The following is a 24,010-nucleotide window of genomic DNA, read 5'->3' as shown; positions in this document are numbered from 1 at the left end:
CGGGGTCCTTCACACGCGGTGCAGAGGTGGACTCAGCTGAAGTCCGGGCCCTTCTCGCGCCCACGCTTGAGCTCGTAGAAGCCGGGGTAGGACGCCAGCGCCAGGGCGCCGTCCCAGACCTTGCCGGCCTCCTCGCCCTTGGGCGCCGGGGTGAACACGGGACCGAAGAAGCCCACGCCGTTCACGGCGATGCACGGGGTGCCGATGTCCTGACCCGCCACGGCACGGGCCTCGTCCGTGGACGCCCGGATGGCGTCGTCGTACTCGGTGGAGTTCTTGGCCGCGGCGAGGTCTGCCGGCAGACCGACCTCCGCGAGGGACTCGGTGATGATCGCCTCGAGGTCCTGCATGCCACCGGGGTGACGACGGGAGCCCATGGCGTCGTAGAGCTTCTTGTAGTACTCGCCGCCGTGCTGCTCGGCCGCAGCCTGGATCACGCGCACGAGCCACATGGACTCGTCGTGGCCGTGGTGGTGGTTATCGGGGTTGTCCTCGTTGAGGATGCCCAGCGAGATGATCTTCCAGTCCACGTCCACGTCCCGGATGCGCACGACCTCCTCCATCCAGCGGGAGGTCATCCACGCCCACGGGCACAGGGGATCGAACCAGAAATCGACGTGCTGCTTCTCAGACATACTGAATCCTTTCGTGCGTTCTCCGCGTTCTCACGCGGACTTGTGACGTCGCCGCTCGGCCTCGATCATCTCGTGCGTGAAGATCTCGGGGTCCGCCAGCTTGGCCACGGCGTCCTCGGTGACGAGTACGGCCGCGACGTCCTCGCGCCCGGGCAGGTCGAACATCACCGGCATGAGGATGTCCTCCAAGATCGCGCGCAGCCCGCGGGCCCCCGTGCCGCGTTCCAGCGCGAGCTCGGCAATGGCCTCGAGTGCTTGGGGGTCGAACGTGAGCTCCACGCCGTCCAGCTGGAACAGCTTGCGGTACTGCTTGACCAGGGCGTTGCGGGGCTCGGTGAGGATCCGGACCATGTCCGCCACCGAGAGCTTGGACAGCGTGGCCACCACCGGCAGCCGCCCGATGAACTCCGGGATCAACCCGAACTTCAGCAGGTCCTCGGGCTGGACCTGCCCGGCGATGTCCACGTCCGCGGTGTCCCTGATGGGTGCCCCGAAGCCGATGCCCTTCTTGCCCGTGCGCTGCTGCACGATCTCCTCGAGCCCGGCGAACGCGCCGGCCACGATGAACAGCACGTTGGTGGTGTCGATGTGCAGGAACTCCTGCTGGGGGTGCTTGCGGCCGCCCTGCGGGGGCACCGAGGCCACCGTGCCCTCGAGGATCTTCAGGAGCGCCTGCTGGACCCCTTCGCCCGAAACATCACGCGTGATCGAGGGGTTCTCCGATTTACGAGAAATCTTGTCGATCTCGTCGATGTAAATAATCCCCTGCTCCGCCTTCTTGAGATCGAAATCAGCGGCCTGGATGAGTTTGAGAAGAATGTTCTCCACGTCTTCACCGACGTACCCCGCTTCCGTGAGGGAGGTGGCATCCGCGACCGCGAAGGGCACGTCCAACTTCTTGGCCAGGGACTGCGCCAGGTAGGTCTTGCCCGAACCGGTGGGGCCCACCAGAAGGATGTTGGACTTGGCCACCTCGATGGCTTCCTCGTCGCCCTCCGCGCCGGCCAGTGACAGCGTGTGCCCCGAGACCCCGGCGCGGATGCGCTTGTAGTGGTTGTACACCGCCACGGCCAGCGAGCGCTTGGCCGGCTCCTGCCCGATCACGTACTCCTGGAGGTGGTCGTAGACCTGCTTCGGGCGGGGAAGCTCCGTCTGGTCTGCCTCGGTGACCTCGGTGAGCTCCTCCTCGATGATCTCGTTGCACAGCTCGATGCACTCGTCGCAGATGTAGACGCGTGGGCCCGCGATGAGCTTGCGCACCTGCTTCTGGCTCTTGCCGCAGAAGGAGCATTTGAGCAGGTCAACGCTCTCTCCGATGCGCGCCATGTTCAGCCTCACAGTTCGTCGTGGCGGATGCTGGGACCACTCTAGGCGAGCCGCTCTCGGCTCGCCCAATCATGCCGTGACGCGACGCGGCCACGGTGCGCACCGCGGGGTGCGCACCGTGGCCGCGGTCGAGTCGACCGGCGCCCGGCTCAGGCCTGGGTGACCGTGGAGGGCTTGTTGATCTTGCGGGAGTCCAGGACCTGGTCGATGATCCCGTACTCCTGCGCCTCCTTGGCGGTGAGGATCTTGTCGCGCTCGATGTCGCGGTTGATGTCCTCCACGTTCTTGTTGGTGTGCAGTGCCATGGTCTCCTCGAGCCACGTGCGCATGCGCATGATCTCGTTGGCCTGGATCTCGATGTCCGAGGCCTGACCGCCGCCCTGGCCCTCCATGGCCGGCTGGTGGATCAGCACGCGCGCGTTGGGCAGCGCGAGGCGCTTGCCGGGGGTGCCGCCGGCCAGCAGCACGGAGGCCGCCGAGGCTGCCTGGCCCAGGCACACGGTCTGGATCTCCGGGCGGATGTACTGCATGGTGTCGTAGATGGCCGTCATGGCCGTGAACGAGCCACCCGGGGAGTTGATGTACATGGTGATGTCCCGGTCCGGGTCCTGGGACTCGAGCACCAGCAGCTGCGCCATGATGTCGTCAGCGGAGGTGTCGTCCACCTGGACACCCAGGAAGATGATGCGGTCCTCGAACAGCTTGGTGTAGGGGTTCTGGCGGCGGTAGCCGTACGGGGTGCGTTCCTCGAAGTCGGGGATCACGTAGCGGCTGGTGGGCAGCTGCGGTGCAGTGGCGTGAGGGAGGTTCATTGATCCGTCCTGAGAAGTCTGTGGGTGTGGGGTGGTGGGGCGCACGCCGCTACTGGGCGTCCTTCATGGTGCCGCCGCCACCGGTCACGTTGCTCGCGGACTGCGCGATGTGGTCGAAGAAGCCGTACTCCAGGGCGCGCTGGGCGTCGAACCAGTTGTCGCGGTCGTTGTCGCGCAGGATGGTCTCGAGCGTCTGCCCGGTCTGCTCCGCGGTGAGCTCCGCGAGGCGCTGTTTCATGGAGAGGATCAGCTCGGCCTGCACGCGGATGTCCGAGGCCGTGCCGCCCATCCCGCCCGAGGGCTGGTGCATCAGGATCCGGGCGTTGGGGGTCGCGTAGCGCTTGCCCTTGGCCCCGGAGGAGAGCAGGAACTGACCCATGGACGCGGCCAGGCCGGTGGCCACGGTCACCACGTCGTTGGGAATCAGCTGCATGGTGTCGTAGATGGCCATGCCCGCGGTCACGGAGCCGCCCGGGGAGTTGATGTACAGGAAGATGTCCGCCTCGGGGTCCTCGGCGGAGAGCAGCAGCATCTGCGAGCAGATGAGGTTGGCGTTGGTGTCGCGCACCTCGGAGCCCAGCCAGATGATGCGCTCCTTGAGCAGTCGGTTGTAGACGTAGTCGTCCTGACCACCCGGCGCCATGTCCTCCATACGCGGAGTGGCCGGTGCGGCACCGTACGGCTGAATGGGAGTGGAGGTCATGAATGCCCTCTTTCTGCTGGACGGGTTCCGGTGGCGCACCGGCAACCCATGAACACTTGCTGTCTCAGAAGCGTAGTGGCCGACCCCCGCGCACGCGTCCGGTGGTGCGCCCTGTTCGCTCGCGGCGCATGGTGGCACGCGGACAGCGAAACGCCGCGACCACCGCCCCGTGAGGGGTGTGGTCGCGGCGTCGGCGACGGCGTCCGCACGGGGTGCGGCGCCGGGGCTCACTCGGTCGCGGAGGCCTCGGTCTCGACCTCGTCGGTCTCGGCGTCGTCGCCGGTGCCCACGAAGCTGGACAGGTCCACGGTCTCGCCGTTGGAGTCGGTGACCGTGGCGGTCTCCAGGACCTTGGCCAGGGCCTTGCGGCGGCGGACCTCGCCCACCATCATCCCGGCCTGGCCGGAACCGTCGAGCATCTGCGCGAACTGGTTTGGGTCCATGCCGTACTGCTGGGACATGTTGATGATGTAGTCGATCAGCTCGGACTGCTCCACGCCGACCTCTTCGGCCTCGGCCACGGCGTCCAGGATGATCTCGTTGCGGAAAGCGTTCTCCGCGTTCTGGCGGACCTCGGCGCGGTGCTCCTCGGTGTCGTGGCCCGGCTCCGCGGAGGCCTGGGCCTGCTCGGAGTCGAAGTGCTGGGCGAGCTGGTCCTCGATGACCTTCTCGGGCACGGGGACCTCGATGAGCTCCACGAGCTTGTCGAGGACCTTGTCCCGGGCCTCGATGCCCTGCTCCACCACGGCGGACTCGGCGGCCTGCTTCTTGAGGTCCTCCTTGAGCTCGGCAATGGTGTCGAACTCGGAGGCCAGCTGGGCGAACTCGTCGTCGGCCTCGGGCAGCTCGCGCTCCTTGACCGCGGTGACCTTGACCTTGACGGTGGCCTCGGCACCGGAGTGCTCGCCGCCGGCCAGGGTGGTCTCGAACGTGGCGTCCTCGCCCGCGGAGAGACCGGTCACGGCCTCGTCGATGCCCTCGAGCATGGTGCCGGAGCCCACCTCGTAGGAGAGGTCGTTGGCGGCGTCGACCTCCTCGCCGTCCACCAGGGCCTGCAGGTCCAGGGTCACGTGGTCACCCTCGGCGGCGGGGCGGTCCACGGTCTTGAGGGTGCCGAAGCGGGCGCGCAGCTCGTCCAGTGCCTTCTGCTCGTCCTCGGCGGTGGCCTCACGGGCCTCCACCTGGATCTCCAGGCCCTTGTAGTCGGGCAGCTCGATCTCGGGGCGGATGGCCACGGAGATCTCCACCTTGGTGTCGGCCTCGCGGTCGTTCTCCTCGGGCTTGGAGAGCACCTCCACCTGGGGCTGGGACAGCGGGGTCAGCTCGTTCTCGGTGAGCGCCTGCTGGTAGAAGGCGTTGAGCCCCTCGTTGAGGGCGTTCTCCACCACGAAGTCGAAGCCCACGCGCTGGTCGATGAGCTTGGAGGGAACCTTGCCCTTGCGGAAGCCGGGGATCTGGATCTGGTTGGCCAGCTCCTTGTAGGTCTCCTGCACGAAGGGCTTCAGATCCGTGTACGCGATGTCAATCGTGATCTTCGCCTCGGTGGGATTGAGTTTCTCGACGGCGCTCTTCACTTCCGCTGTACTCCTGGGGTCGTTGGGTGCTTACGGCAACGGACCGGGGTCGGTCCGGTGGGTCGACGGGCACTGCGGCACGGGTGCCGCAGTGCCCAGACGTCGGGGTGACAGGACTCGAACCTGCGATCTCCTGCTCCCAAAGCAGGCGCGCTAGCCACTGCGCTACACCCCGTGCTCGCGTGCTCGCCGGGCGGGCCGCGGGTCCCGCGCGAGCGCGGGAGGAAAGGGCGTCGGACCGCACCGGGCAGGCCGACAACGCTCCACTCTATCGTGTCGCGGGCCCGCGCCCGGAATTCGGGGCCCGGGACGCCGCGCGAGTGGAAGGCACCGGGGGCCTCGTGTACTCTTTTCACGTCCCCGGGGGCGTAGCTCAATGGTAGAGCCCCAGTCTTCCAAACTGGCTACGCGGGTTCGATTCCCGTCGCCCCCTCGAGAACACGCAAGAACCCCGCAGCATGCAGTGCTGCGGGGTTCTTGCGTTCCGGGGCCACATCCACTGGACGGCAGGTCGCTCCACGCCCCGGGTCCCGGCTGCGCCCTGCGGAACCGTCCAGGTGGCCCCGGGCTCCGCCCCGGTCGGCTCCCCCGGTCGCCTCCCGCGGACCTCCCATCCCACGACCGACCGGCGGCCTCCGCACCTCGCGGACAACGACGCCGCACGGTCACCGCGCGGAGCCCGCCGACCTTCACAGACCCGCGGTCTTTCCCGCACTCACGCCTGGCAGCTCGGGCACCAGTACAGCCCGCGGCCGTTGAGGTCCGTCTTCAGCACGGTGGCCCCGCACCGCAGGCACGGCTGCCCGTGGCGGTGGTAGACGTAGTTGGCGTGCTCGGGCCACGCCTCGGTGTCCGGGACGCCCGGACGGTCCTCAGGATCCGTGGTGATGATCCTGCCCACCCGGACGCCCACGGCCATGAGCGCCACGTTCTCCTCCCACAGCTCCAGCAGGTCCTCGCGCGTGAGCGAGGTTCCGGGGGCCATGGGGTCCACTCCGCGGCGGAAGAGGGACTCGGCGCGGAAGATGTTGCCGATCCCCGCCACCACGTGCTGCTCCATAAGCAGCACGCCGATGGGCCGCCGGGACTTCCCCGCCGCCGCCAGGAACGGCTCGGGGTCGGCCTGCGGGTCCAGCGGGTCCGGACCGAGCTTCGCCGCCGCCGCGGCGGCCTCCTCGGGGCTCTCGGCCACGCACAGTGTGGGGCCGCGCAGGTCCGCCCACCCGTGCTCGCCCGCGAGCCGGACCCGCACGGCACCCACGGGCGCCTCGGGGACCACCCGCCCGGCGTCGTCGTAGGCCACAGCCGCCGCGGCGGAACCGGACTCGCGCTCCCCCAACCGCCGCGGGGCACCGATCGACGACGCCGCCGCGAACGTCTCGTCCCCCGCGAAGCTCCACGCGCCGTAGATCCCCAGGTGCGACCGCAGCACGAGCACGTCCGAGGAGTCCCCCGGGGCGGTGAAGTCCAGGTAGAGGTGCTTGCCGTGGGCCCGCGAGCGCGTCAGCACGCGCCCGTCCAGCAGCGCGGCACCGGCGGCGAAGCGGCCCTGCGGGCTGGAGACGCCCAGCTGCTGGCCCTCGAAGAGGTCCGCGAGCTGGCGCGCGAGACGGTGGACGGAGTGGCCCTCGGGCACGGGTGCGGGCCCCGCTCAGTTCGCCGTGAAGGGGCGGGGCGTGATCGCGGACAACCTGCCCGCGACATCCCCGGTGCGCTCGTACTCGCCCAGCTGGGCGATGCGGCGCACGTGGCGCTCGTCCCCGGAGAACGGCTCGGCCAGGAAGGTCAGGGCGAGCTGCAGGGCCTCGTCCGTCTCGTGCTGCCGCCCGCCGATGGCCATGACCTGGGCGTCGTTGTGCTCGCGCGCGAGCTTGGCGGTGTCCTGGTTCCACACGAGGGCGGCACGAATGCCCTCCACCTTGTTGGCGGCCATCTGCTCGCCGTTGCCGGAGCCGCCCAGCACGATGCCCAGCGAGTCGAGGCCGTTCGCGCGGTCCTCCCGCACGCCCAGGGCGGCGCTGATGCAGAACGCAGGGTAGTCGTCCGCCGGGTCGTACTCCTGCGGTCCGTGGTCGATCATCTCGTACCCGTGCTCGGTGAGCTTCTGCATGAGGTGGTGGGAGAGGTCGAGGCCGGCGTGGTCAGTGGCGATGTGCACGCGCATGGTGTCAGCAGCTCCTGGTCGGGGTTGCGGCCGTACGCGGCCGCGGGGTCGAGGTACGAGAGCCCACTGTATCGCCGGGCCGGGTGCGCGGGGCACCCGCGGGCCGGGACGACACGCCCGCACGGTGATCTCCCGCCACACAGACGGCCGTGCGGGGACGCACGGCGGTGTGGTCCCCGCGCGGAGTGTGGCGACTGCAATAATGGCCGAATGCGCCGCGCGCGCATGGACTTGTCGTCGAGGAGAGGAACGCCGTCGTGCCCGGAACCAACCTGACCCGTGCGGAGGCCGCAGAACGCGCGCAGACCCTGGCGGTCGAGTCCTATCGGGTGGCACTGGAGCTCACCGGGGATCCGGAGACCTTCCGCGTGCACACCACGGTGGACTTCACCGCCACCCCGGGCAGCAGCTCGTTCATCGACGCCATCACGGCCTCGGTGGAGTCCGTGACCCTCAACGGCGCGTCCCTGGACCCCGCCGAGGTCAGCGACGGTGAGCGGATCCAGCTGCCGGGCCTCGCGCAGCGCAACGAGCTGGTGGTCGAGTCCACCATGCGCTACATGAACACGGGCGAGGGCCTGCACCGCTTCGTGGACCCCGCGGACGGGCAGGTGTACCTCTACTCGCAGTTCGAGGTCGCGGACACCCGGCGGATGTTCCCGGTGTTCGAGCAGCCGGACCTGAAGGCCACGTTCCAGTTCTCCGTGACCGCCCCCGCCGACTGGGCGGTGGTGTCCAACCAGCCGAGCCCCGAGCCGGTGGCCGTGTCCGACGGCGTGGCCCGCTGGGACTTCTCCCCCACCCCGGTGATGTCCTGCTACGTGACCGCGCTGATCGCGGGCCCGTACGTGAGCACCCACGACAGCCTGGTCTCCTCGGACGGGCGCACCATCGAGCTGGGCCTGTTCGCCCGCCGCTCCCTGTTCGAGTACGTGGACGCCGAGGAGATGTTCGAGGTCACCAAGCAGGGCTTCGAGTTCTTCGAGTCCCAGTTCGGGGTGCCCTACCCCTTCGAGAAGTACGACCAGCTCTTCGTGCCGCAGTTCAACGCCGGCGCCATGGAGAACGCGGGCGCGGTGACGTTCGTGGAGTCCTACATCTTCCGCTCCAAGCCGGCGCAGGCCCGCGTGGAGCGCCGCGCGATCACCGTGCTGCACGAGCTGGCGCACATGTGGTTCGGGGACCTCGTGACCATGCGCTGGTGGAACGACCTGTGGCTCAACGAGTCCTTCGCCGAGTACATGTCCACCCTGGCGTGCGCGCAGAACACCCGGTACACCAACGCGTGGACCACGTTCGCGGCCGGGGAGAAGTCCTGGGGCTACGAGCAGGACCAGCTGCCCACCACCCACCCCATCAAGGCCGAGATCCCGGACCTCGAGGCGGTGCTCGTGAACTTCGACGGCATCACCTACGCCAAGGGCGCCTCGGTGCTCAAGCAGCTCGTGGCCTGGGTGGGCCAGGATGAGTTCATGGCGGGGCTCAACCGCTACTTCGGCAAGCACGCGTGGTCCAACACGGAGCTCTCGGACCTCATGGTCGAGCTCGAGGCGGCCAGCGGGCGCGACCTCACCGACTGGTCCGCACGCTGGCTCGAGACCGCGGGCGTGAACACCCTGGTGCCGCGGGTCGAGGCCGACGACGACGGCGTCATCACGTCCTTCCGCATCGAGCAGCTGGGCCAGGAGGGCCACCCCACCCTGCGGCCCCACCGCGTGGCCGTGGGCTTCTACGACCACCGCGAGGACACCGGGCTGCTGAGCCGCACGTTCCGCGTGGAGCTGGACGTGGACGGCGAGTTCACCGACGTCCCGCAGCTCGTGGGCCGCGAACGCCCGGACCTGGTGCTGCTCAACGACGACGACCTCGCCTACGCCAAGATCCGCCTGGACGAGTGCTCCCTGGCCACGGCCACCACCCACCTCGGGGACTTCGAGGAGTCCCTGCCCCGCTCGCTCGTGTGGGCCGCGGCGTGGGACTCCGTGCACGACGGCGTGAGCCCCGCGAGCGACTACGTGGACCTCGTGCTCTCCAACGTGGGCCACGAGACGGACTCCACGGCCGTGCAGGTGCAGCTGCGCCAGCTGGACGTGGCCCTGGACCGCTACCTCGCGCCCGAGCATGCGGACGAGGTGCGCGCGCGGGCCGCGGCGCAGCTGTGGGACCTCACGGCCGCCGCGGAGGCCGGCTCCGACCACCAGTGGCAGTTCTTCCGGGCGTTCCTGCGCCGGGCCTGCACGCAGGAGCAGTTCGACCGCGTGGCCGGCTTCGCCCGGGGCGAGGGCGTCCCGCAGGGCGTGGAGCTGGACACCGACACCCGCTGGTCCGTGCTCACCGCACTCGTGGCCGCGGGCCGTGCGGGCACCGAGGAGATCGAGGCGGCTCTGCGCGAAGACAACACCGAGACGGGTGCGATCGCCGCGGCCACCGCCCGCGCCGCGGTGCCCACCCCCGAGGCCAAGGCGCAGACCTGGCAGCTCGTGGTCGAGCAGGGCGCCCTGCCCAACTCCCAGCAGCAGGCCGCCATCGCGGGGTTCTTCCGGGTCCACGACGACGCCCTGCTCGCCCCCTACGCCGCCCGCTACTTCGCGGAAGTCACGGGGGTGTGGCGGGAACGCACCCACGAGCTCGCCCAGCAGGTGGCCGTGGGGCTCTTCCCGCGCCACGCCACGCAGCAGACCGTGGACGACGCCCAGCGCTTCCTGGACTCCCTCGACCCGGCCCTGAGCGGGCTGCGGCGCATCGTGCTGGAGCGCCAGGACGCCGCGCGCCGGGCCGTGCGCGCCCAGCAGGTCGACGCCGCGGCCACCGGCACGACCGGCGGCTCCGGCCGATGACGGCCGATCCCACCGGCGGCGGAGACCACCGGGACCCCCGCGGGCCGGTCGCCGCGGAGCACGGCTCCGAGTCCGGTGCGGCCCCCGCACCGGACTCCCCGCTCCCCGGTGCCGCGCCCTCCGCACCCCGCGGGGACGCGGGCGCGGCACATGGCCGGGAGCAGGAGCCCGTCAGTCCCGGAGCGTTCTCGGACGCCGCCGCCGCCCCGGCGGGGCGGCGCGCGTTCACCCTCGGCGCAGTGGGCTCGCGCTCCGCGGGCCCGCCCGTGACCCAGCCGCCCCAGCAGGTGGGCGATGCGCGCGAGGCGGCCGAGGCGGCGTCGTCGGACTCTTTCTACGCCCAGGTGGGCGGGCACGCGACGTTCGAGAAACTCACCCGGGAGTTCTACGCGCGCGTGGCCGAGGACCCGGACTTCAAGGCCCTGTACCCGGAGCAGGACCTCGGCCCGGCCGAGGAGCGGCTGCGGATGTTCCTGGAGCAGTACTGGGGCGGGCCCACCACGTACTCGGAGCAGCGGGGTCACCCGCGGCTGCGGATGCGCCACGCCCCCTTCCCCGTGGACACGTGGGCGCGCGAGACCTGGCTGGCGCACATGCGCGCGGCCATGGACACCCTCGAGCTGTCCCCGCTGCACGACGGGATCATGTGGGACTACTTCGACCGCGCGGCCCACGCCATGGTGAACCGTCCGGGCTGAGATGCCCTGGGCAGCGCTCTCGGGCTGGCACCGCGGCCGCCCCGACGCAGGAGCGGCAGAACCACGGCGTCCGGGGGACCGGCGGCGGCTCAGCGGGGCAGTTTGACGAGCACGTGGCCCGCGCCCGTGCTCAGCCGGGCCCACTGCCCGGTCTGCTCCACGGCCACCCGCACGGTCGGCTCCGCGGACGGGATGAAGCCCAGCACGTCGAGGGCGAAGGCGGCGCCGTCCGGGATCTCGGGACCGTCCAGCGGCCCCCAGTCCGAGGACGCGCCCCACACCCGCGACCGCACCTTCTGCACCACGGGGGCTCCTGCGTCCGGGGGCACGGTGTCCGCGACCGCCTGGACGCCCCGGCGGGCGACCTCGTGCACGCGGTGGGAGGCCACCGTGCCCGCGGCACTCCACCCGGTGCGCGGCGCCACGATCCCCGCCCACGCGGCCGAGACCTGCTGCGGGGGTGCGCTCAGGAACACGGGCGAGGGCTGCGCGGGCTCGGGCTCCGCCGCGACGCGCGCGAGCCGGTCGGTGATCGCGGAGGCCGCCACCGTGAGGTCCAGGTCGCAGGACTGCGCGAGCCCCATGGTGCGCAGCCCCAGCACCACGGGGGCGGTGTCCAGCAGGCCCGCGGGGTGGATCACGGAGACCCACGCGGCGAGCACGCGGTCCAGGCCCTGCAGCCGCACCGCGGCCTGGGGGTCCACGGAACGGGCGCGGCTCACGTAGGTGGCCAGGTCCGCAGCGTCCTGGCGGTCGAGCAGGGTGAAGCCCGCGGCGGCGGGATCTTGAGGGGTGCTCACTGCGCGTGGGAGTACTTGACGTCGTCCTCCAGGGAACCCAGCAGCGCGCGGTGGTCCTCCGAGAGCTTGACGCTGCGGCCGGTGTCCGGGTCCATCACCACAATCACGGACTCCCCCTCCGCGTACACGTGGGAGCCATCCTCCTCCTGCAGGCGGTAGGAGATGGTGAACGAGGAGCCCCCGATGCGCGAGATCCACGTGCGCACGAACACCGGGTCCATGCGGAAGAACAGCTGCTCCTTGTAGTCGACGCTCTGGTGGGCCACCACGGTGCGCAGCTCCCCCACGGACTCGCGGAACGTGGTGTCCTCCGGGACACCGTGGTCCGGGTCCTTCGCGATGGGCGAGGCGGTGAGCCGCACACGGGCGTCCTCGAAGTAGCGCAGCATGGTCACGTTGTTGATGTGCCCGTACTGGTCCTGGTCGAAGAATCGCATCTGCACGGGGACGTTGAGGGAAGTCATGGTTCCATCACACCACATCCACCCGCCGGTTTAGAGTGGGTCCATGACTCTGGACCCGACGCAAGACCCCGTGGACGCCCTCATCCGGATGCTCGATCTGGCCGACGGCGGCGGCGCACGCACCACGGAGGACATCTTCGTGGGCCGCACCATCACCACCCCCCGCGCCCGCGTCTACGGCGGGCAGGTGCTCGCACAGGCCTCGATGGCCGCGATGCGCACCGTGGACCCGGACCGCGCGATCCACTCGCTGCACGCCTACTTCCTGCGCGGCGGGGACATCGAGCTGCCCATCACGTTCGGGGTGGAGCGCGTGCGCGACGGCCGGTCCTTCTCCGCGCGCCGGATCCACGCCTACCAGGAGGGCAAGACCATCCTGTCGATGATCGCGTCCTTCCAGGAGCCCGCCCAGGGGCTCGAGCACCAGGACGAGATGCCGCAGGACGTGCCGGACCCCGAGTCCCTGCCCTCCCTGCGGGAGACCTTCGGCGCCCTGAACATCCCCGAGGCGCGTGCCCAGGCCTTCGAGCGCCCGTTCGACATGCGCTACATCACCGAGCCGCTGTTCCTGCCGTGGCAGGGCCCGCACGACTCCTACAACGCGGTGTGGGTCAAAGCGCTCGCACCGCTGCCGGACGACCCTGCGATCCACCGCGCGGCCCTCGCGTACGTGTCCGACTACACGATGATGGAGCCCATCCTGCGCCGTCACGGCCGGTCCTGGGGCGAGCGCGGCATGAACGTGGCCTCCCTGGACCATGCGATGTGGTGGCACCGCTACGCCCGCGCGGACGAGTGGATCCTCTACACCCAGACCTCCCCGAGCGCGTCCTCGGCGCGCGGGCTGTCGATCGGCAAGATGTTCACCCGGGACGGCACCATGATCGCCACCACGGTGCAGGAGGGCATGATGCGCCTGCCCGAGTTCCACTGAGCGGTTCCGCTCGGAGGACGACGACGCCGCGGGGCCGCCCCTGCGGCGTCGTCGTCCTGTGTGCCACCCGACCCGGGCGACGTGTGACAGCGCGTGCCGCCGGCTCGCGGGGGGAGCATTGGTGCGGCCGCTCCCGGGGCGGTCCCGTGACCTGGCGGCCCAGCGGTCCCCCGCGCGAGGGCGCGTCGCCCGGGGACGCCCGCGAGCGGCGTCGTGACCGCGTGCAGCACTGCCCGCGGCGTCGACGCCGGAACGCAACCGGTCAGTGCGCGCGGGCGAGCAGCGGGTGCGAGCGGCACACGAGCACGCCGGCGGCCGCGGCGAGCAGACCCGCTACGAGGGCCGTGCCGTAGCCGGCCGCACCCGCGACCGAGAGTCCCGCCGAGGCGCCGATCGTGCCGCCCAGCATGGCGATGGAGCTCAGCAGCGTGAAGTCCGCGCCGGCGTGGCCGGGCCGCGCCAGGTCCAGGTTCACGGCGTACATGCCCGTGTTCATGATCGTGTAGCCCGCGAGCACGCAGCACGCGCCGAAGATCCCCAGCAGCACCTCCGCGCCGTGGGGCAGCGCGATCCCGTCCCACATCACGGGCACGAAGCACAGCGCCCCCGCGAGCTGGACCGCTCCGCCGAGCAGCAGCGTGACGCCGCGGCCGTGGCGGCTGCAGAGCCGCCCGCCCAGCAGCGCCGCCGCGAGGGCCGGGGCCGCAGCGATTACGGAGGTCACGGTGCCGATGAAGGCCAGGGACCAGCCCGCGTCCACGAGGGCGGGGGTCACGAGCGACCACACCGCCGCGGAGCCCAGGGTCACGAGCGGCACACCCACCAGGGCCCACCGCTTGGCGCCGGGCACCGAGAGCACGCCGAACATGGCCGAGAGCCTGCCGATCGCGGGCTCGGCGGCCGTGCGCTCGGCCTCCCGGTGGCGCAGCACCGGCACCATGGCCACGGCCGTGCACAGGGCGAGCAGCAGCACGGCGGCGCGCCAGCCCCACGCGTCGTAGACCAGCAGCGCCAGACCGCCCCCGACCACGGTGCCGATGTAGCTCGCGCCCACCTGCACGCCCGCGCCGAGGTCGTGCTCGTGGGACTGCAGCCCGCGCACGGACAGCGCGTCCGCGGCGATGTCCTGCGTCGCGGAGAACATCACGAACGCCGCGGCCAGCAGGATCACGGCCCACAGCCCGTCCTGCGGGTCCGAGATCAGGGCCATGGCCAGCAGGGACAGCACCATCAGGGGCTGCAGCACCAGCAGCCAGGAGCGGTAGTGGCCGGTGGTGCGCGCCGGGGACCAGCGGTCCAGCAACGGGGCCCACAGGAACTTCAGGGGCCACACGAGGGCCAGCAGCTGCAGCATCCCCAGGGTCCCGAGGTCCGTCCCGCCGTCCCGCAGGATGCCCACGAGCCCGGTCGAGAGGAACGAGGCCCCGATGAACTGCGTGGTGTACAGCGCCCACAGCAGCACCCAGAACGGGCGGGTGGCGCGGGCGGGGACCTCCGTGGGTTCCACCGCGGTGACGGTGCTCATGCGTTCCTCCAGTACGCCGTGGCGTCGATGTTCGTGCGCGGGACGCCGTAGCGGGTCCGCAGGGTGGAGCTGAGCCGACGGTTCTCCTGCGCCTCCACGGCGATCCAGAACCGGTCCGACTCGGTGGGCCGGCGGGAGTCCCAGTCCGCGAGCACGGCGTCCGCCATGCTGGCGTGCTCGCCGCGGTGGGGCACGCGGCGCACGGTGTGGTGAGCGCACGCCGCGACCGGCAGGGACTCGTCCGCCGCGTTGCGGTAGCCGAACCAGACCTCCACGTCCTGGGAGCTCAGCTCGGGCAGCATCGCATTCATCGCGGGCAGGCTCGCGGGGTCGGCCACGATTACGGTGCGCCCCGGGAAGTCCGAGCCCAGCACCGGCGCGGGAGCGTCCCCGGAGGCGTGGCGAGGGCTGCGCTTGGGCTGCCACGGCGGGGTGCTGCCCAGCAGGGACGCCCGGATGCTGTCACCGGGCTCGCACGTGCGCGCCCAGTCGGACGCCGCTCCCTCGTGCAGGGCGAACTCGAGGTCGAACAGACCCTGCTCGGGGCGCGGGTTGGTCACCGTGAACGCCCGCTGGTGGTCCTTGCCCCCGGACGTGAACCACAGCCGCAGCCACAGGGTGGGGAACGGCGTGTGCCGGGCCAGGAAGCCCTCGTCACGCACGGTGATCCGGGTGTAGGTCTCGCTCACCGGCTCGCGGCCCACCACGGTGAGCACCGTCTCGGATGCTCCCAGGGCGCGGACGGCCAGTCGTTCCCAGTGGGGCATGGGAGTCTCTCCTCGGTGGTCTGCTGGATCGCGGGGTGCATCACACGTGGTTCCGCGATGTCAGGTGCTTAGGTTAGCCTAACCTCTCGGCCAATAAGATACCGATTCGTATCCTATTGCCTTCTCCGCGTGTCTCCAACGGAAAGCGATCACCGCTCCATGAGCTCTTCCCTGCTGCACCAGGACACCGTGACCGACCTCGTGAGGGACGTCACCGCGGCGTCCGCCGCCGGGGCGGCCCGTATGGCCGCCGCACGTCAGCCCCACGAGCCCTCGGTCCACGAGGACCTCACGGGCGCCGTGTCCCGTATCGACCTCGACGCGCCACTGGGCGACTTCGACGCGACGCTCGACGAGCTGGACTCCACCTGGCTGCGCCACGCCGTGTGGTTCCACCACCCGCGCACGCTCGCCCACCTCAACTGCCCCGTGGCCGTGCCCGCGGTGGCCGCCGAGACCCTGGCCGCGGCGGTCAACGTGTCCCTGGACACGTGGGACCAGTCCACGGCGGCCACCGCGATGGAGCGCTCGCTGCTCGCGTGGACCGCCGGGCGCATCGGCTTCCCGGACGCCGCAGACGGGATGTTCACCCCGGGCGGCACCACCTCCAACCTGCAGGCCCTGATGCTGGCCCGGGACGAGTGCCTCGAACGCTCCGCCCAGACCCCGGGCGCCCCACCCCGGCCTGTGCGGGCCGCCCGGCTGCGCATCCTGGCCGGCGCGGAGGGCCACTTCTCCGTGGTCACCGCCGCCCGCATCCTGGGCCTCGACGACGACTGCGTGATCCCCGTGCCGGTGGACTCCCGGGGTGCCCTGTCCGTGCCCGCCCTGGAACGGGTGCTCGCGGACCTGGACTCCCAGTCCCTGGAGCCCATGGCCGTGGTGGCGACCGCCGGGACCACGGACCGAGGGGTGGTGGACCCCCTGGAGCAGATCGGACGGGTGTGCGGTGAGCGCGGGATCTGGCTGCACGTGGACGCCGCCTACGGGGGTGGCCTGCTGGTCTCCCCCGCCCACCGGTCCATGCTGGACGGCATCGAGCGGGCCGACTCCGTGACCGTGGACTTCCACAAGACGTGGTTCCAGCCGGTCGCGTGCTCCGCCGTGGTGGTGCGCGACGGGCGCACGCTGCGCCACTGCACGCACCACGCGGCGTACCTCAATCCCGCGGACACCCCCGAGCCCAACCAGGTGGACCGCTCCCTGCAGACCACCCGCCGCTTCGACGCCCTCAAGCTCTGGGTCACCCTGCGCACCCTCGGCCCGGACGCGATCGGTGAGATGTTCGACACGGTGATCGACCTCGCGGCCCGTGTGGCGGAGGAGCTGCGCGAGGACCCGCGCTTCGAGCTCGTGTGCGATCCGAGCCTGAGCACGGTGCTGTTCCGCTGGCTGCCCCCGCAGGACTGCGCCGATCCCCGCCCGGACCCGTGGGTGCGGGCGGTCCGCCGCGCCGTGTGGGACTCCGGGCAGGCCACCGTGGCCGAGACGGAGATCGCCGGGCGCCCGTGCCTCAAGCTCACGCTGCTCAACCCGCAGACCACCGTGGAGGACGTCCGCGAGGTCCTGGGCCTGGTCCACACCACCGCCCTGCACCTGACCACCCGCGAGCACACCGGAAAGGCTGTCGCATGACCCCCCGTGAATCCGCCCCGTTCCCGACCGACGACGCCGCGCCATCCCGCGCGGCCCACGCCGCTCCGGACCGCAGCACCCTGGACCGCGGCACGCCGGAGGACCCCCTGGACCTGCTGTGCGTGGGTGTGGGCCCCTTCGGCCTGGGTCTGGCGTGTCTCGCCGACCCCCTGACGGACGTGCGCGCCGCCTTCCTGGACGCCGCGGACGGCTTCGACTGGCACCCCGGGCTACTCTTCGAGGACGCCACCCTGCAGGTGCCGTTCCTGGCGGACCTCGTGACCATGGCGGACCCCACGTCCCGGTTCTCGTTCCTGCAGTGGCTCAAGGAGACGGGCCAGCTCTACCCGTTCTACGTGCGGGAATCCTTCTACCCGTTGCGGCGGGACTACAACGCGTACTGCCGCTGGGCCGCCGAGCGCGTGCGCGGGGTGCACTGGGGCCACCGGGTCGTGGGGGTCACCCGGCCCGCCGGTGAGGGCCCGTGGTGCGTGGAGGTCGACGCGCACGGCGAGCGCCACGTGTGGTGGGCCCGCCACCTGGTGGTGGGCACCGGCACCGTCGCGCAGCTGCCCGCGCAGCTCTCGGAGGTCTCCGGGGCCACGGTGCACGCGGGTGAGTACCTCACGCGGCGCGAGGACCTCGTGAGCCGGGAGCACGTGAGCGTGGTGGGCTCGGGGCAGTCCGCGGCCGAGGTGTTCCTGGACCTGGTCACTGCCCCGGACGGTCCCGCGGTGGACTGGATCACACGCTCGCCGCGCTTCTACCCCATGGAGTACTCCAAGCTCTCCCTGGAGCTGACCTCCCCGGACTACCTGGACCACTTCCGGTCCCTGCCGGAGGCGGAGCGGGACCGGCTCAACGCGTCCCAGCCGCAGCTGCACCGCGGGATCTCGGACGACACGGTGGACGCGATCCACGAGGCGCTCTACGTGCGCCGCGGGGACGCCCACGCGGCTCCGGTCCGTCTCGTGGCGGCCACCGAGCTGACCGGTGCGTGGCACGAGGCCGGGCGCACGGTGCTGCAGTGGCGCCACACGGAGAACCACCGGGTGCGCGAGACGGTCACGGACGCCGTGGTCGCCGCCACCGGCTATCGCCCGGCGGCCCTGGACTGGCTCGAGCCGGTCCGCGAGCAGCTCACCCTGGACTCGGCGGGGCGGCTGAGCCCCGAGCGCCACCACCGGGCGAGTGCGGACGGCACCGTGCACGTGCTCAACCACGGGGAGCACACCCATGCCCTCACCGCACCGGATCTGGGCATGGGCGCGCTGCGCAACGCCCACGTCCTGGCGCACGTCACCGGACGCACCCCCTACGCCACCGAGGCGCACACCACGTTCCAGAGCTTCGGGATGATCCCGCAGGCCGCCTCCGTGCCCCGGGTGGACCCCTCCCAGTGGCACGACGGCGCTGTAAGCCTCCGAGCGCAGGGCCGCTCGTTCTCGCTGCGGCCCGTGGACGTGGACGCCGATCTGCCGCTGCTCCACGCGTGGCTCAGCGCCCCGCGCGCCCACGCGTGGGAGCTCGTGGGCGCGTCCCCGGAAGACGTTGCGCGCGAGTACCGCCGGATGGCCGAGGCCCCCGGTGAGGACGCGTGGCTCGTGAGCGAGAACGGTGAACCCCTGGCCCTGCTCGAGACCTACGACCCCGCCCGCAGCCCGCTCGCCGCGGTGTGGCCCGTGCGCGACGGGGACGCCGGTCTGCACCTGTTCGTGGCTCCGTCCACCCGTCCCGTGCCCGGCACCACGCGCGCGGTGATGGCCGCGTCCCTTCGGTTCCTGTTCGCGGACCCGGCGGTGCGGCGGGTGCTCGTGGAACCGGACGTGCGCAACGAGAAGATCCGCGCGATCAACCGGTGGGCCGGGTTCCGCGAGGTCGGCGAGTGCCGGCTGCCGGGCAAGACTGCGTGCGTGAGCGTGGTCGACCGCGCGGACCCCGCCCCCTGGAAGGACGGGGAGGACGACGCCGCCCCCGAGCGCCGCAGTGTCCCCTCCTCCCCGGGCGACGACGTCAGGAACTCGCCCGCTCCCGGCGGCCCGCGCCCCGCGGCCGCAGACAGCCGCGAGCGACGCCCTGCACCGCACTCCCCGGGCGTCGGAAGCCATGGCGCCGAGGATGCGCCCGCACCCAGCGGTCCCCGTCCCCCGGCCGCCACCGCCCGGGACGGTTCGGCACCAAGCCCGCAGGAGCGGACCGCGCCCTCCACGGCAACCACCCGGCTGGCCGCCGGGCACGGCAGCACGGAGGTGACCCGATGACGGACCTCGGTCAGCGGCAGCACCCGACCGACGGCGCCCGGCGCACCGCACCGCACCCCACGCGGGCGCCCGGCCTGAACCGGCAGGCGGCGCGTGCACTGCAGCGGGACGTGCTGGCCAAGATGTTCTCCGAGTTCAGCCACGAGCGGCTGCTCAGCCCCGTGCGGCACGGCGCCGGGTGGACGGTGGCGGACGCCTCCGGTGCCCCGCGCTGGTACTTCGAGGCCACCCGGCACCCGCTCGAGCACTGGGAGGTGGACCCGGACTCGGTGCGCCGCATCGACCCCGAGCACGCACCGGACGGCTGCCCCGGCGACAGCGATGCTGCGTCATCGGCCGCGCCGGGACCGGGCGTCGTCGTGCCCGCGAGCACGGACGGCCGGGAGACGGGCGGCACCGCGCCGGACGCCCAGCAGGCCGTGCTGGATCTCAGGGACGTGCTGGGGCTCAGTGACGAGATGCTGCCGCTGTACCTGGAGGACCTCTCCGCCACCATGTACTCGATGGCGCGGCGGCGTGCGGCTCCCGCGCCCACCGCGGCGGAGCTGGCCCACAGCGAGCTGCCCGAGGTGGAGCGTTTCCTGGACCGCGGACACCCCGGGTTCGTCGCGAGCTCTGGGCGCGTGGGCCTGGGCGCCGCGGAGGCCGAGGCCTGGGCGCCGGAGGCCGCCGAGCCCACCCCGCTGACGTGGCTGGCCGCGCGCCGGTCCCTGTGCACCGTGTCCCTGGGCGTGGAGCTGGACAACGAGGAGCACGTGCGGCGTCACCTCACGATCGGCGAGCGCGAGCGCTTCCGCGAGGTGCTCCGCGACGCCGGTGAGAACCCGGACGACTACACCGTGATCCCCGTGCACCCGTGGCAGTGGGAGCACCGCATCCTGCCGGGGATGCTCCCGGACGTGCTGCGCCGGGACCTGGTCCTGCTGGGAGAGGGTGACCACCTCTGGCGGGCCCAGCAGTCCCTGCGCACGTTCCTGGACGTCACCGACCCGCACCGGGACTACGCCAAGACCGCCATGGGCGTGCACAGCATGGGTTTCCTGCGGGGACTCTCCCCCGCGTACATGCGCGCGATGCCCGCCATCAGCGACTGGCTGCACACGATTACCGAGCAGGACGAGTTCCTCCGTGAGCGCGGCATCCGGGTGCTGCGGGAGCACGCCTCGGTGGGCTACACCGGGGACGCGCACCACCGCAGCGGGGTGCGCTCGGACCACACGAAGCAGCTGGCCGCCCTGTGGCGCGAGTCCCCGCTGCCCCTGCTGGCACCGGGTGAGCACGCCGCGAGCCTCGCCGGCGTGCTGCACACGGACCGGGCCGGGCGCCCGCTGGCCGGGGCGTGGATCGAGCGCTCGGGAGTCCCTGCGGAAGACTGGGTCCGGGCGCTGCTGGACGTGTACCTCGTGCCGGTGGCCCACCTGCTGCTGTCCCAGGACACGACGATGATGCCCCACAGCGAGAACGTGATCCTGCGGCTGCGCGACGGCTTCCCCGTGGGGGCGTTCTGGAAAGACCTCGGCGAGGAGGTCGCCGTGCTCAGCAACCGTCCGCTGCCCGCAGAGATCGAGCGCCTCCGGGCCGTCACGGACCCGGAGGAGCGCGAACTCGCGGTCCACACGGACGTGCTCGACGGCGTGCTGCGCCACCTGGCCGTGCTGCTGCACACCACCGGGATCCTGGACGAGACGCGGTTCTGGCGGATCGCCGCCCAGTCCCTGGACGAGCACCGCGAGCGGTTCCCCGAGCACTGGCGGGAGCTAAACCTATTCCGGGAGAGCTTCGCGCACTCGTGCCTGAACCGGCTGCAGCTGCGCAACCCCCAGCGCATGGTGGACCTCGCGAACCAGTCGGAGTCCCTGACCTACGCGGGCCGGCTGGAGAATCCGCTCGCCGCGTTCCGCGACCACACCCGAGGAGGAGTTCGATGATCGAGGGACAGGGATGGCGGGTCTTTCGTGATCCCGCCAGCGTGCCGCACGTCCAGGCCGAGGACCTCACCGCGCTGGCCCACGGCCACGGGTACGTCACCGGTCTGGACCGCGCGTGGTACGCGGAGGTGCTGCGCCGCCGGGCCGAGTCCCGGTCCGCCGAGCTGCTGGGCCCGGACGCGTTCGAGGCGGACGCGCTGAGTCTCGCCGCGGACGTCGTGGGCACCGCGCGGCGCTGGTGGGAGGCGGCGTCGTGGCCGGACCGGGAGTTCTTCGCGGCGTACGCCCGGGGGATCTCGGAGGCGCTCGCGCGGGTCTGGGCCGAGACCCCCGATGTGCGCGAGGCGGGCCTCGCGCAGGAGCCCCCGCGCCCGTGGGACCCGTGGACCCCGATCGCGGTGCACCTGGACGCCCACCTGCTCACCGGCAGCCTCCCCGAGCAGCTCTGGCGACGCCGCGTGCGCCGCGTGCTCGGTGAGGCGTGGGTTCCCGTGCTGGACGCGGAGTCCCCCGCGGGCGCCGGCTCCAACGCGTGGCTCGTCCCCGGGGAGCTCTCCGTGAGCGGCGCGCCGCTGCTCGCGGCGGACCCGCACCGGATCGTCGAGGAGTCCGGGCCCTACCAGCCCGTGTGCCTCTCCGCTCCGGGGCTCCGCGTGCGCGGTCTGGCCCTCGTGGGCCTGCCCGGCGTGGCGCACTTCGGGCGCACCGAGACCGCGGCGTGGGCCATCACCGCGGCCATGACCGCGACCGAAACGCTCACCGAGCTGCCCGTCGAGGCGCGGGATGGAACGTGGCACGTCACGGGCACGGGCGAGCCGCTCGCGGTCCGCCACGCCGTGCTGCGGGCCCGCGACGGTGTGGAGCGGCCCGTCACCGTCCGTTGCTGCGGGGCCGGCTTCGTGCTGCCCGGCACCGAGGCGGAGCAGGCCCTGCTCGACGACGCCGCCCCCGGTGCCACCGCGACCGTCACCGTGGTCTCCCCCGCCCCCGTGCCGGAGCCCTCCCGAGCGCTCGCCGCGTGCCGGGAGCTGCTCGGTGCCCGGACGGCGGAGGACGTGGTGGCCGCGCAGTCCGGGTGGGCCGTGCCGTGCAACGACGTGCTCGCCGCGGACTCCGAGGGGCGGTGCCGCCACACGGTGGCCGGGGCGTTCCACGGGACCGCCGAACCACCCCGTGAACCGCGCGGGATCACGGTGCGGGCCAACCAGCGCCCCTCGGACGCCGAGGGCTCCGCGGCGCGACTCGCGTGTGCCTCCCCGCACCGGGCGCACCGGGCGGCCGCCCTGCTCGACGCCGCCGTGGCCGAGCACGGGGTCGTGCGCCACGAGGACCTGCTGGCCGCGCAGCTCGACACCGCGGCACCCCACTGGCCCCGGCTGCTGCGGAGTCTCTTCGCCGAGCCGGTACGCGCCGCCGGGGGCGCGTCCGCCGAGGGCGCGCCCGAGGACGACGCACCCGTGGCGGGTCGCCCCGCCGCGCCCGGGCGACGGCTCTCCCACACCGCCTCCTGGGTGCGGGCCCGGCTGCTCGCGTGGGACGGGGACATGGCCACCGGGTCCACCGTGGCGTCCTGGTTCGCGGTGTGGCGCGACGCGTTCGTGCGCGAACTCGTGGACCGCACCGAGCTGCGCGCGCTGGTCGGACCCACGGGCATGCCCGCACTGTGGGACCCGTTCCTGGACGGCACCGGACGGGTGGGTCTCGCGGTGGAGAACATCGTCCGCCGCGGACCGGGCCTGGGAGTGGACGTCACCGGGTGCGCCCTGGAGGCCCTGGAACGGGTGGCTGAGCAGCACCTGGGACCGTCCGGGTCCTTGCTGCCCCCGTGGGGGACCCTGCACGCGTTCGCCCCGTGGCGCGCGGACCCCGCCATGACACCTGCCACGCCGGTGGCCGTGGGCGGGGACACCGACTGCCTGCTCGCCGCAGGCACCCTGCCCGGCTCGGGGCCCGCGTGCCTGCGGGTGCCCGCGGCCCGGGTGCTGTGGGACCTCGCCGACCCCGCGGCGTCGTGGTGGATCACCCCCGATCCCGTGGACCGCGGCGGGCTAGACGAGGCCCCCGTGCACCGCTGGGCGCGCGGCGAGATGGACCAGGCGCTGCCGTTCGTGCCCGCGGGAGCGGTGGGCACCCCGGGCAGCGTGATCGACCTCGGCACGATCCCGGCAGACGCGGCGGACGCCGGAGCGCACGCTCGGCTGCGCGCCGTGGATCCCGCGCACGACGCCGCCGTGATCCACGAGTGGGTCAGTGCACCCCGCGCGCGCTTCTGGGGCATGACCGGGCTCACCCGCGAGCAGGTCGCGGAGGTCTACGGGTATCTGGCCGACTCCCCCACCCACCACGCGTGGCTGCTGGAGCTCGACGGGACCCCCGCCGGAATCTTCCAGACCTACGAGCCGCACGCCGATCCCGTGGGTGCCGCGTACCGGGTGGAGCCCGGGGACCTGGGGGTCCACGTGCTGCTCGCGCCCACGCGGCAACGCGCGCCGGGATTCACCGGAGCGTTCGGGCGCGCGGTGCTCAAGCAGATCGCCCGCCACGGCACCGCGCGGCGCATCGTGGCCGAACCGGACGTGTCCAACGACCGCGCCCTCGCCCGGCTGGAGGCCATCGGCTTCGAGCTCGGCCCCGCCATCGAGCTGCCGGGCAAGACCGGGCGGCTCGCGTTCCTGCGCCTCGACGGATCAGCCGCCCACGCCCAGGGCTGACGACGCCCGCTGCCCACAGGCGCTGGAGGGTGTGAGCCCACCCCGGTCATCGTTTGTCGAAGGGTGACCGGGGTGGTGCTGCCGCGGTGGCCGCCCACGCCCCGGGAGCACCGGGCATCGTCGCGACCGGGGACAATGTCGCGATGACCGGACCGTCGTCGTGACGGGGACCAGCCTCGTGCTGGCCGGCCGGGCTGCCCCGGGGCACGAATCCTGGGAGAGGCTCTTTCCGTGCC

At 72.2% G+C, this 24,010-nt stretch carries 18 protein-coding genes and 2 tRNA genes; 8 read left to right on the top strand and 12 right to left on the bottom strand.

The window, feature by feature from the left end:
* Positions 1-32 precede the first annotated feature (32 nt).
* The 6 genes from KRH_RS05415 to KRH_RS05390 form a co-directional block, all read right to left on the bottom strand.
* The gene (locus tag KRH_RS05415; protein ID WP_012398179.1) at positions 33-635 is read right to left on the bottom strand and encodes a DsbA family protein; all 603 of its coding nucleotides are present in this window, start codon (positions 633-635) and stop codon (positions 33-35) included.
* Positions 636-665: 30 nt separating this feature from the next.
* Positions 666-1,961, bottom strand: coding sequence for an ATP-dependent Clp protease ATP-binding subunit ClpX (gene clpX, locus KRH_RS05410; RefSeq protein ID WP_012398178.1), 1,296 nt, complete (start codon positions 1,959-1,961; stop codon positions 666-668).
* Positions 1,962-2,110: 149 nt separating this feature from the next.
* Positions 2,111-2,773 carry an ATP-dependent Clp protease proteolytic subunit gene (locus tag KRH_RS05405; RefSeq protein WP_012398177.1) on the bottom strand — a complete coding sequence of 221 codons (663 nt, stop codon included), beginning with the start codon at positions 2,771-2,773 and terminating at the stop codon, positions 2,111-2,113.
* Positions 2,774-2,822: 49 nt separating this feature from the next.
* Positions 2,823-3,476 carry an ATP-dependent Clp protease proteolytic subunit gene (locus KRH_RS05400; RefSeq protein WP_012398176.1) on the bottom strand — a complete coding sequence of 218 codons (654 nt, stop codon included), beginning with the start codon at positions 3,474-3,476 and terminating at the stop codon, positions 2,823-2,825.
* Positions 3,477-3,703: 227 nt separating this feature from the next.
* Complete coding sequence (tig, locus tag KRH_RS05395; RefSeq protein WP_012398175.1) at positions 3,704-5,050, bottom strand: trigger factor; 1,347 nt, start codon at positions 5,048-5,050, stop codon at positions 3,704-3,706.
* A gap of 102 nt (positions 5,051-5,152) precedes the next feature.
* Positions 5,153-5,225, bottom strand: a tRNA-Pro gene (locus tag KRH_RS05390).
* 187 nt (positions 5,226-5,412) lie between these two features.
* Here KRH_RS05390 and KRH_RS05385 point away from each other — a divergent pair.
* Positions 5,413-5,483, top strand: a tRNA-Gly gene (locus KRH_RS05385).
* Positions 5,484-5,765: 282 nt separating this feature from the next.
* Here KRH_RS05385 and KRH_RS05380 read toward each other — a convergent pair.
* Both KRH_RS05380 and KRH_RS05375 read right to left on the bottom strand, forming a co-directional pair.
* Positions 5,766-6,686 carry an Fpg/Nei family DNA glycosylase gene (locus tag KRH_RS05380; RefSeq protein ID WP_012398174.1) on the bottom strand — a complete coding sequence of 307 codons (921 nt, stop codon included), beginning with the start codon at positions 6,684-6,686 and terminating at the stop codon, positions 5,766-5,768.
* A gap of 15 nt (positions 6,687-6,701) precedes the next feature.
* Positions 6,702-7,214, bottom strand: a complete 513-nt coding sequence (locus KRH_RS05375) for a ribose-5-phosphate isomerase (RefSeq protein WP_012398173.1) — start codon at positions 7,212-7,214, stop codon at positions 6,702-6,704.
* A gap of 257 nt (positions 7,215-7,471) precedes the next feature.
* Between KRH_RS05375 and pepN the strand changes: the two genes are divergently transcribed.
* A complete protein-coding gene (pepN, locus tag KRH_RS05370) occupies positions 7,472-10,051 on the top strand; it encodes an aminopeptidase N (RefSeq protein WP_012398172.1) in 2,580 nt (859 codons plus the stop codon).
* Between the two features lie 287 nt (positions 10,052-10,338).
* Positions 10,339-10,749 carry a globin gene (locus KRH_RS12625; protein WP_012398171.1) on the top strand — a complete coding sequence of 137 codons (411 nt, stop codon included), beginning with the start codon at positions 10,339-10,341 and terminating at the stop codon, positions 10,747-10,749.
* Positions 10,750-10,838: 89 nt separating this feature from the next.
* Here KRH_RS12625 and KRH_RS05360 read toward each other — a convergent pair whose 3' ends face one another.
* Both KRH_RS05360 and KRH_RS05355 read right to left on the bottom strand, forming a co-directional pair.
* Positions 10,839-11,549 carry a hypothetical protein gene (locus KRH_RS05360; protein WP_012398170.1) on the bottom strand — a complete coding sequence of 237 codons (711 nt, stop codon included), beginning with the start codon at positions 11,547-11,549 and terminating at the stop codon, positions 10,839-10,841.
* The gene (locus tag KRH_RS05355) at positions 11,546-12,013 is read right to left on the bottom strand and encodes an acyl-CoA thioesterase (RefSeq protein ID WP_012398169.1); all 468 of its coding nucleotides are present in this window, start codon (positions 12,011-12,013) and stop codon (positions 11,546-11,548) included. The genes KRH_RS05360 and KRH_RS05355 overlap by 4 nt, the downstream gene beginning before the upstream one ends.
* Positions 12,014-12,056: 43 nt before the next feature.
* Between KRH_RS05355 and KRH_RS05350 the strand changes: the two genes are divergently transcribed.
* Positions 12,057-12,947 carry an acyl-CoA thioesterase gene (locus tag KRH_RS05350; protein ID WP_012398168.1) on the top strand — a complete coding sequence of 297 codons (891 nt, stop codon included), beginning with the start codon at positions 12,057-12,059 and terminating at the stop codon, positions 12,945-12,947.
* Between the two features lie 262 nt (positions 12,948-13,209).
* Here KRH_RS05350 and KRH_RS05345 read toward each other — a convergent pair whose 3' ends face one another.
* On the bottom strand, positions 13,210-14,472 hold the full coding sequence (locus tag KRH_RS05345; protein ID WP_012398167.1) for an MFS transporter: 1,263 nt from the start codon (positions 14,470-14,472) through the stop codon (positions 13,210-13,212).
* On the bottom strand, positions 14,469-15,239 hold the full coding sequence (locus KRH_RS05340; protein ID WP_012398166.1) for a siderophore-interacting protein: 771 nt from the start codon (positions 15,237-15,239) through the stop codon (positions 14,469-14,471). Before KRH_RS05340 ends, KRH_RS05345 begins: the two co-directional genes overlap by 4 nt.
* Before the next feature lie 159 nt (positions 15,240-15,398).
* Here KRH_RS05340 and KRH_RS05335 point away from each other — a divergent pair, with 159 nt between their 5' ends.
* The 4 genes from KRH_RS05335 to KRH_RS05320 are packed head-to-tail and all read left to right on the top strand — an operon-like array spanning position 15,399 to position 23,774.
* On the top strand, positions 15,399-16,874 hold the full coding sequence (locus KRH_RS05335) for a pyridoxal phosphate-dependent decarboxylase family protein (protein ID WP_041297345.1): 1,476 nt from the start codon (positions 15,399-15,401) through the stop codon (positions 16,872-16,874).
* Positions 16,871-19,135: a GNAT family N-acetyltransferase gene (locus tag KRH_RS05330; RefSeq protein WP_012398164.1), complete on the top strand. Its 2,265-nt coding sequence runs from the start codon at positions 16,871-16,873 to the stop codon at positions 19,133-19,135. Before KRH_RS05335 ends, KRH_RS05330 begins: the two co-directional genes overlap by 4 nt.
* Positions 19,132-21,063 carry an IucA/IucC family protein gene (locus KRH_RS05325; RefSeq protein ID WP_012398163.1) on the top strand — a complete coding sequence of 644 codons (1,932 nt, stop codon included), beginning with the start codon at positions 19,132-19,134 and terminating at the stop codon, positions 21,061-21,063. Before KRH_RS05330 ends, KRH_RS05325 begins: the two co-directional genes overlap by 4 nt.
* The gene (locus tag KRH_RS05320; protein ID WP_041297344.1) at positions 21,060-23,774 is read left to right on the top strand and encodes a GNAT family N-acetyltransferase; all 2,715 of its coding nucleotides are present in this window, start codon (positions 21,060-21,062) and stop codon (positions 23,772-23,774) included. Before KRH_RS05325 ends, KRH_RS05320 begins: the two co-directional genes overlap by 4 nt.
* Positions 23,775-24,010 lie beyond the last annotated feature (236 nt).

This window comes from Kocuria rhizophila DC2201 (assembly GCF_000010285.1).
Classification (GTDB): Bacteria; Actinomycetota; Actinomycetes; order Actinomycetales; family Micrococcaceae; genus Kocuria; species Kocuria rhizophila_A.
The sequence above is the reverse complement of the archived record's forward strand: the minus strand, read 5'-3'. Positions and strand labels throughout refer to the sequence as shown.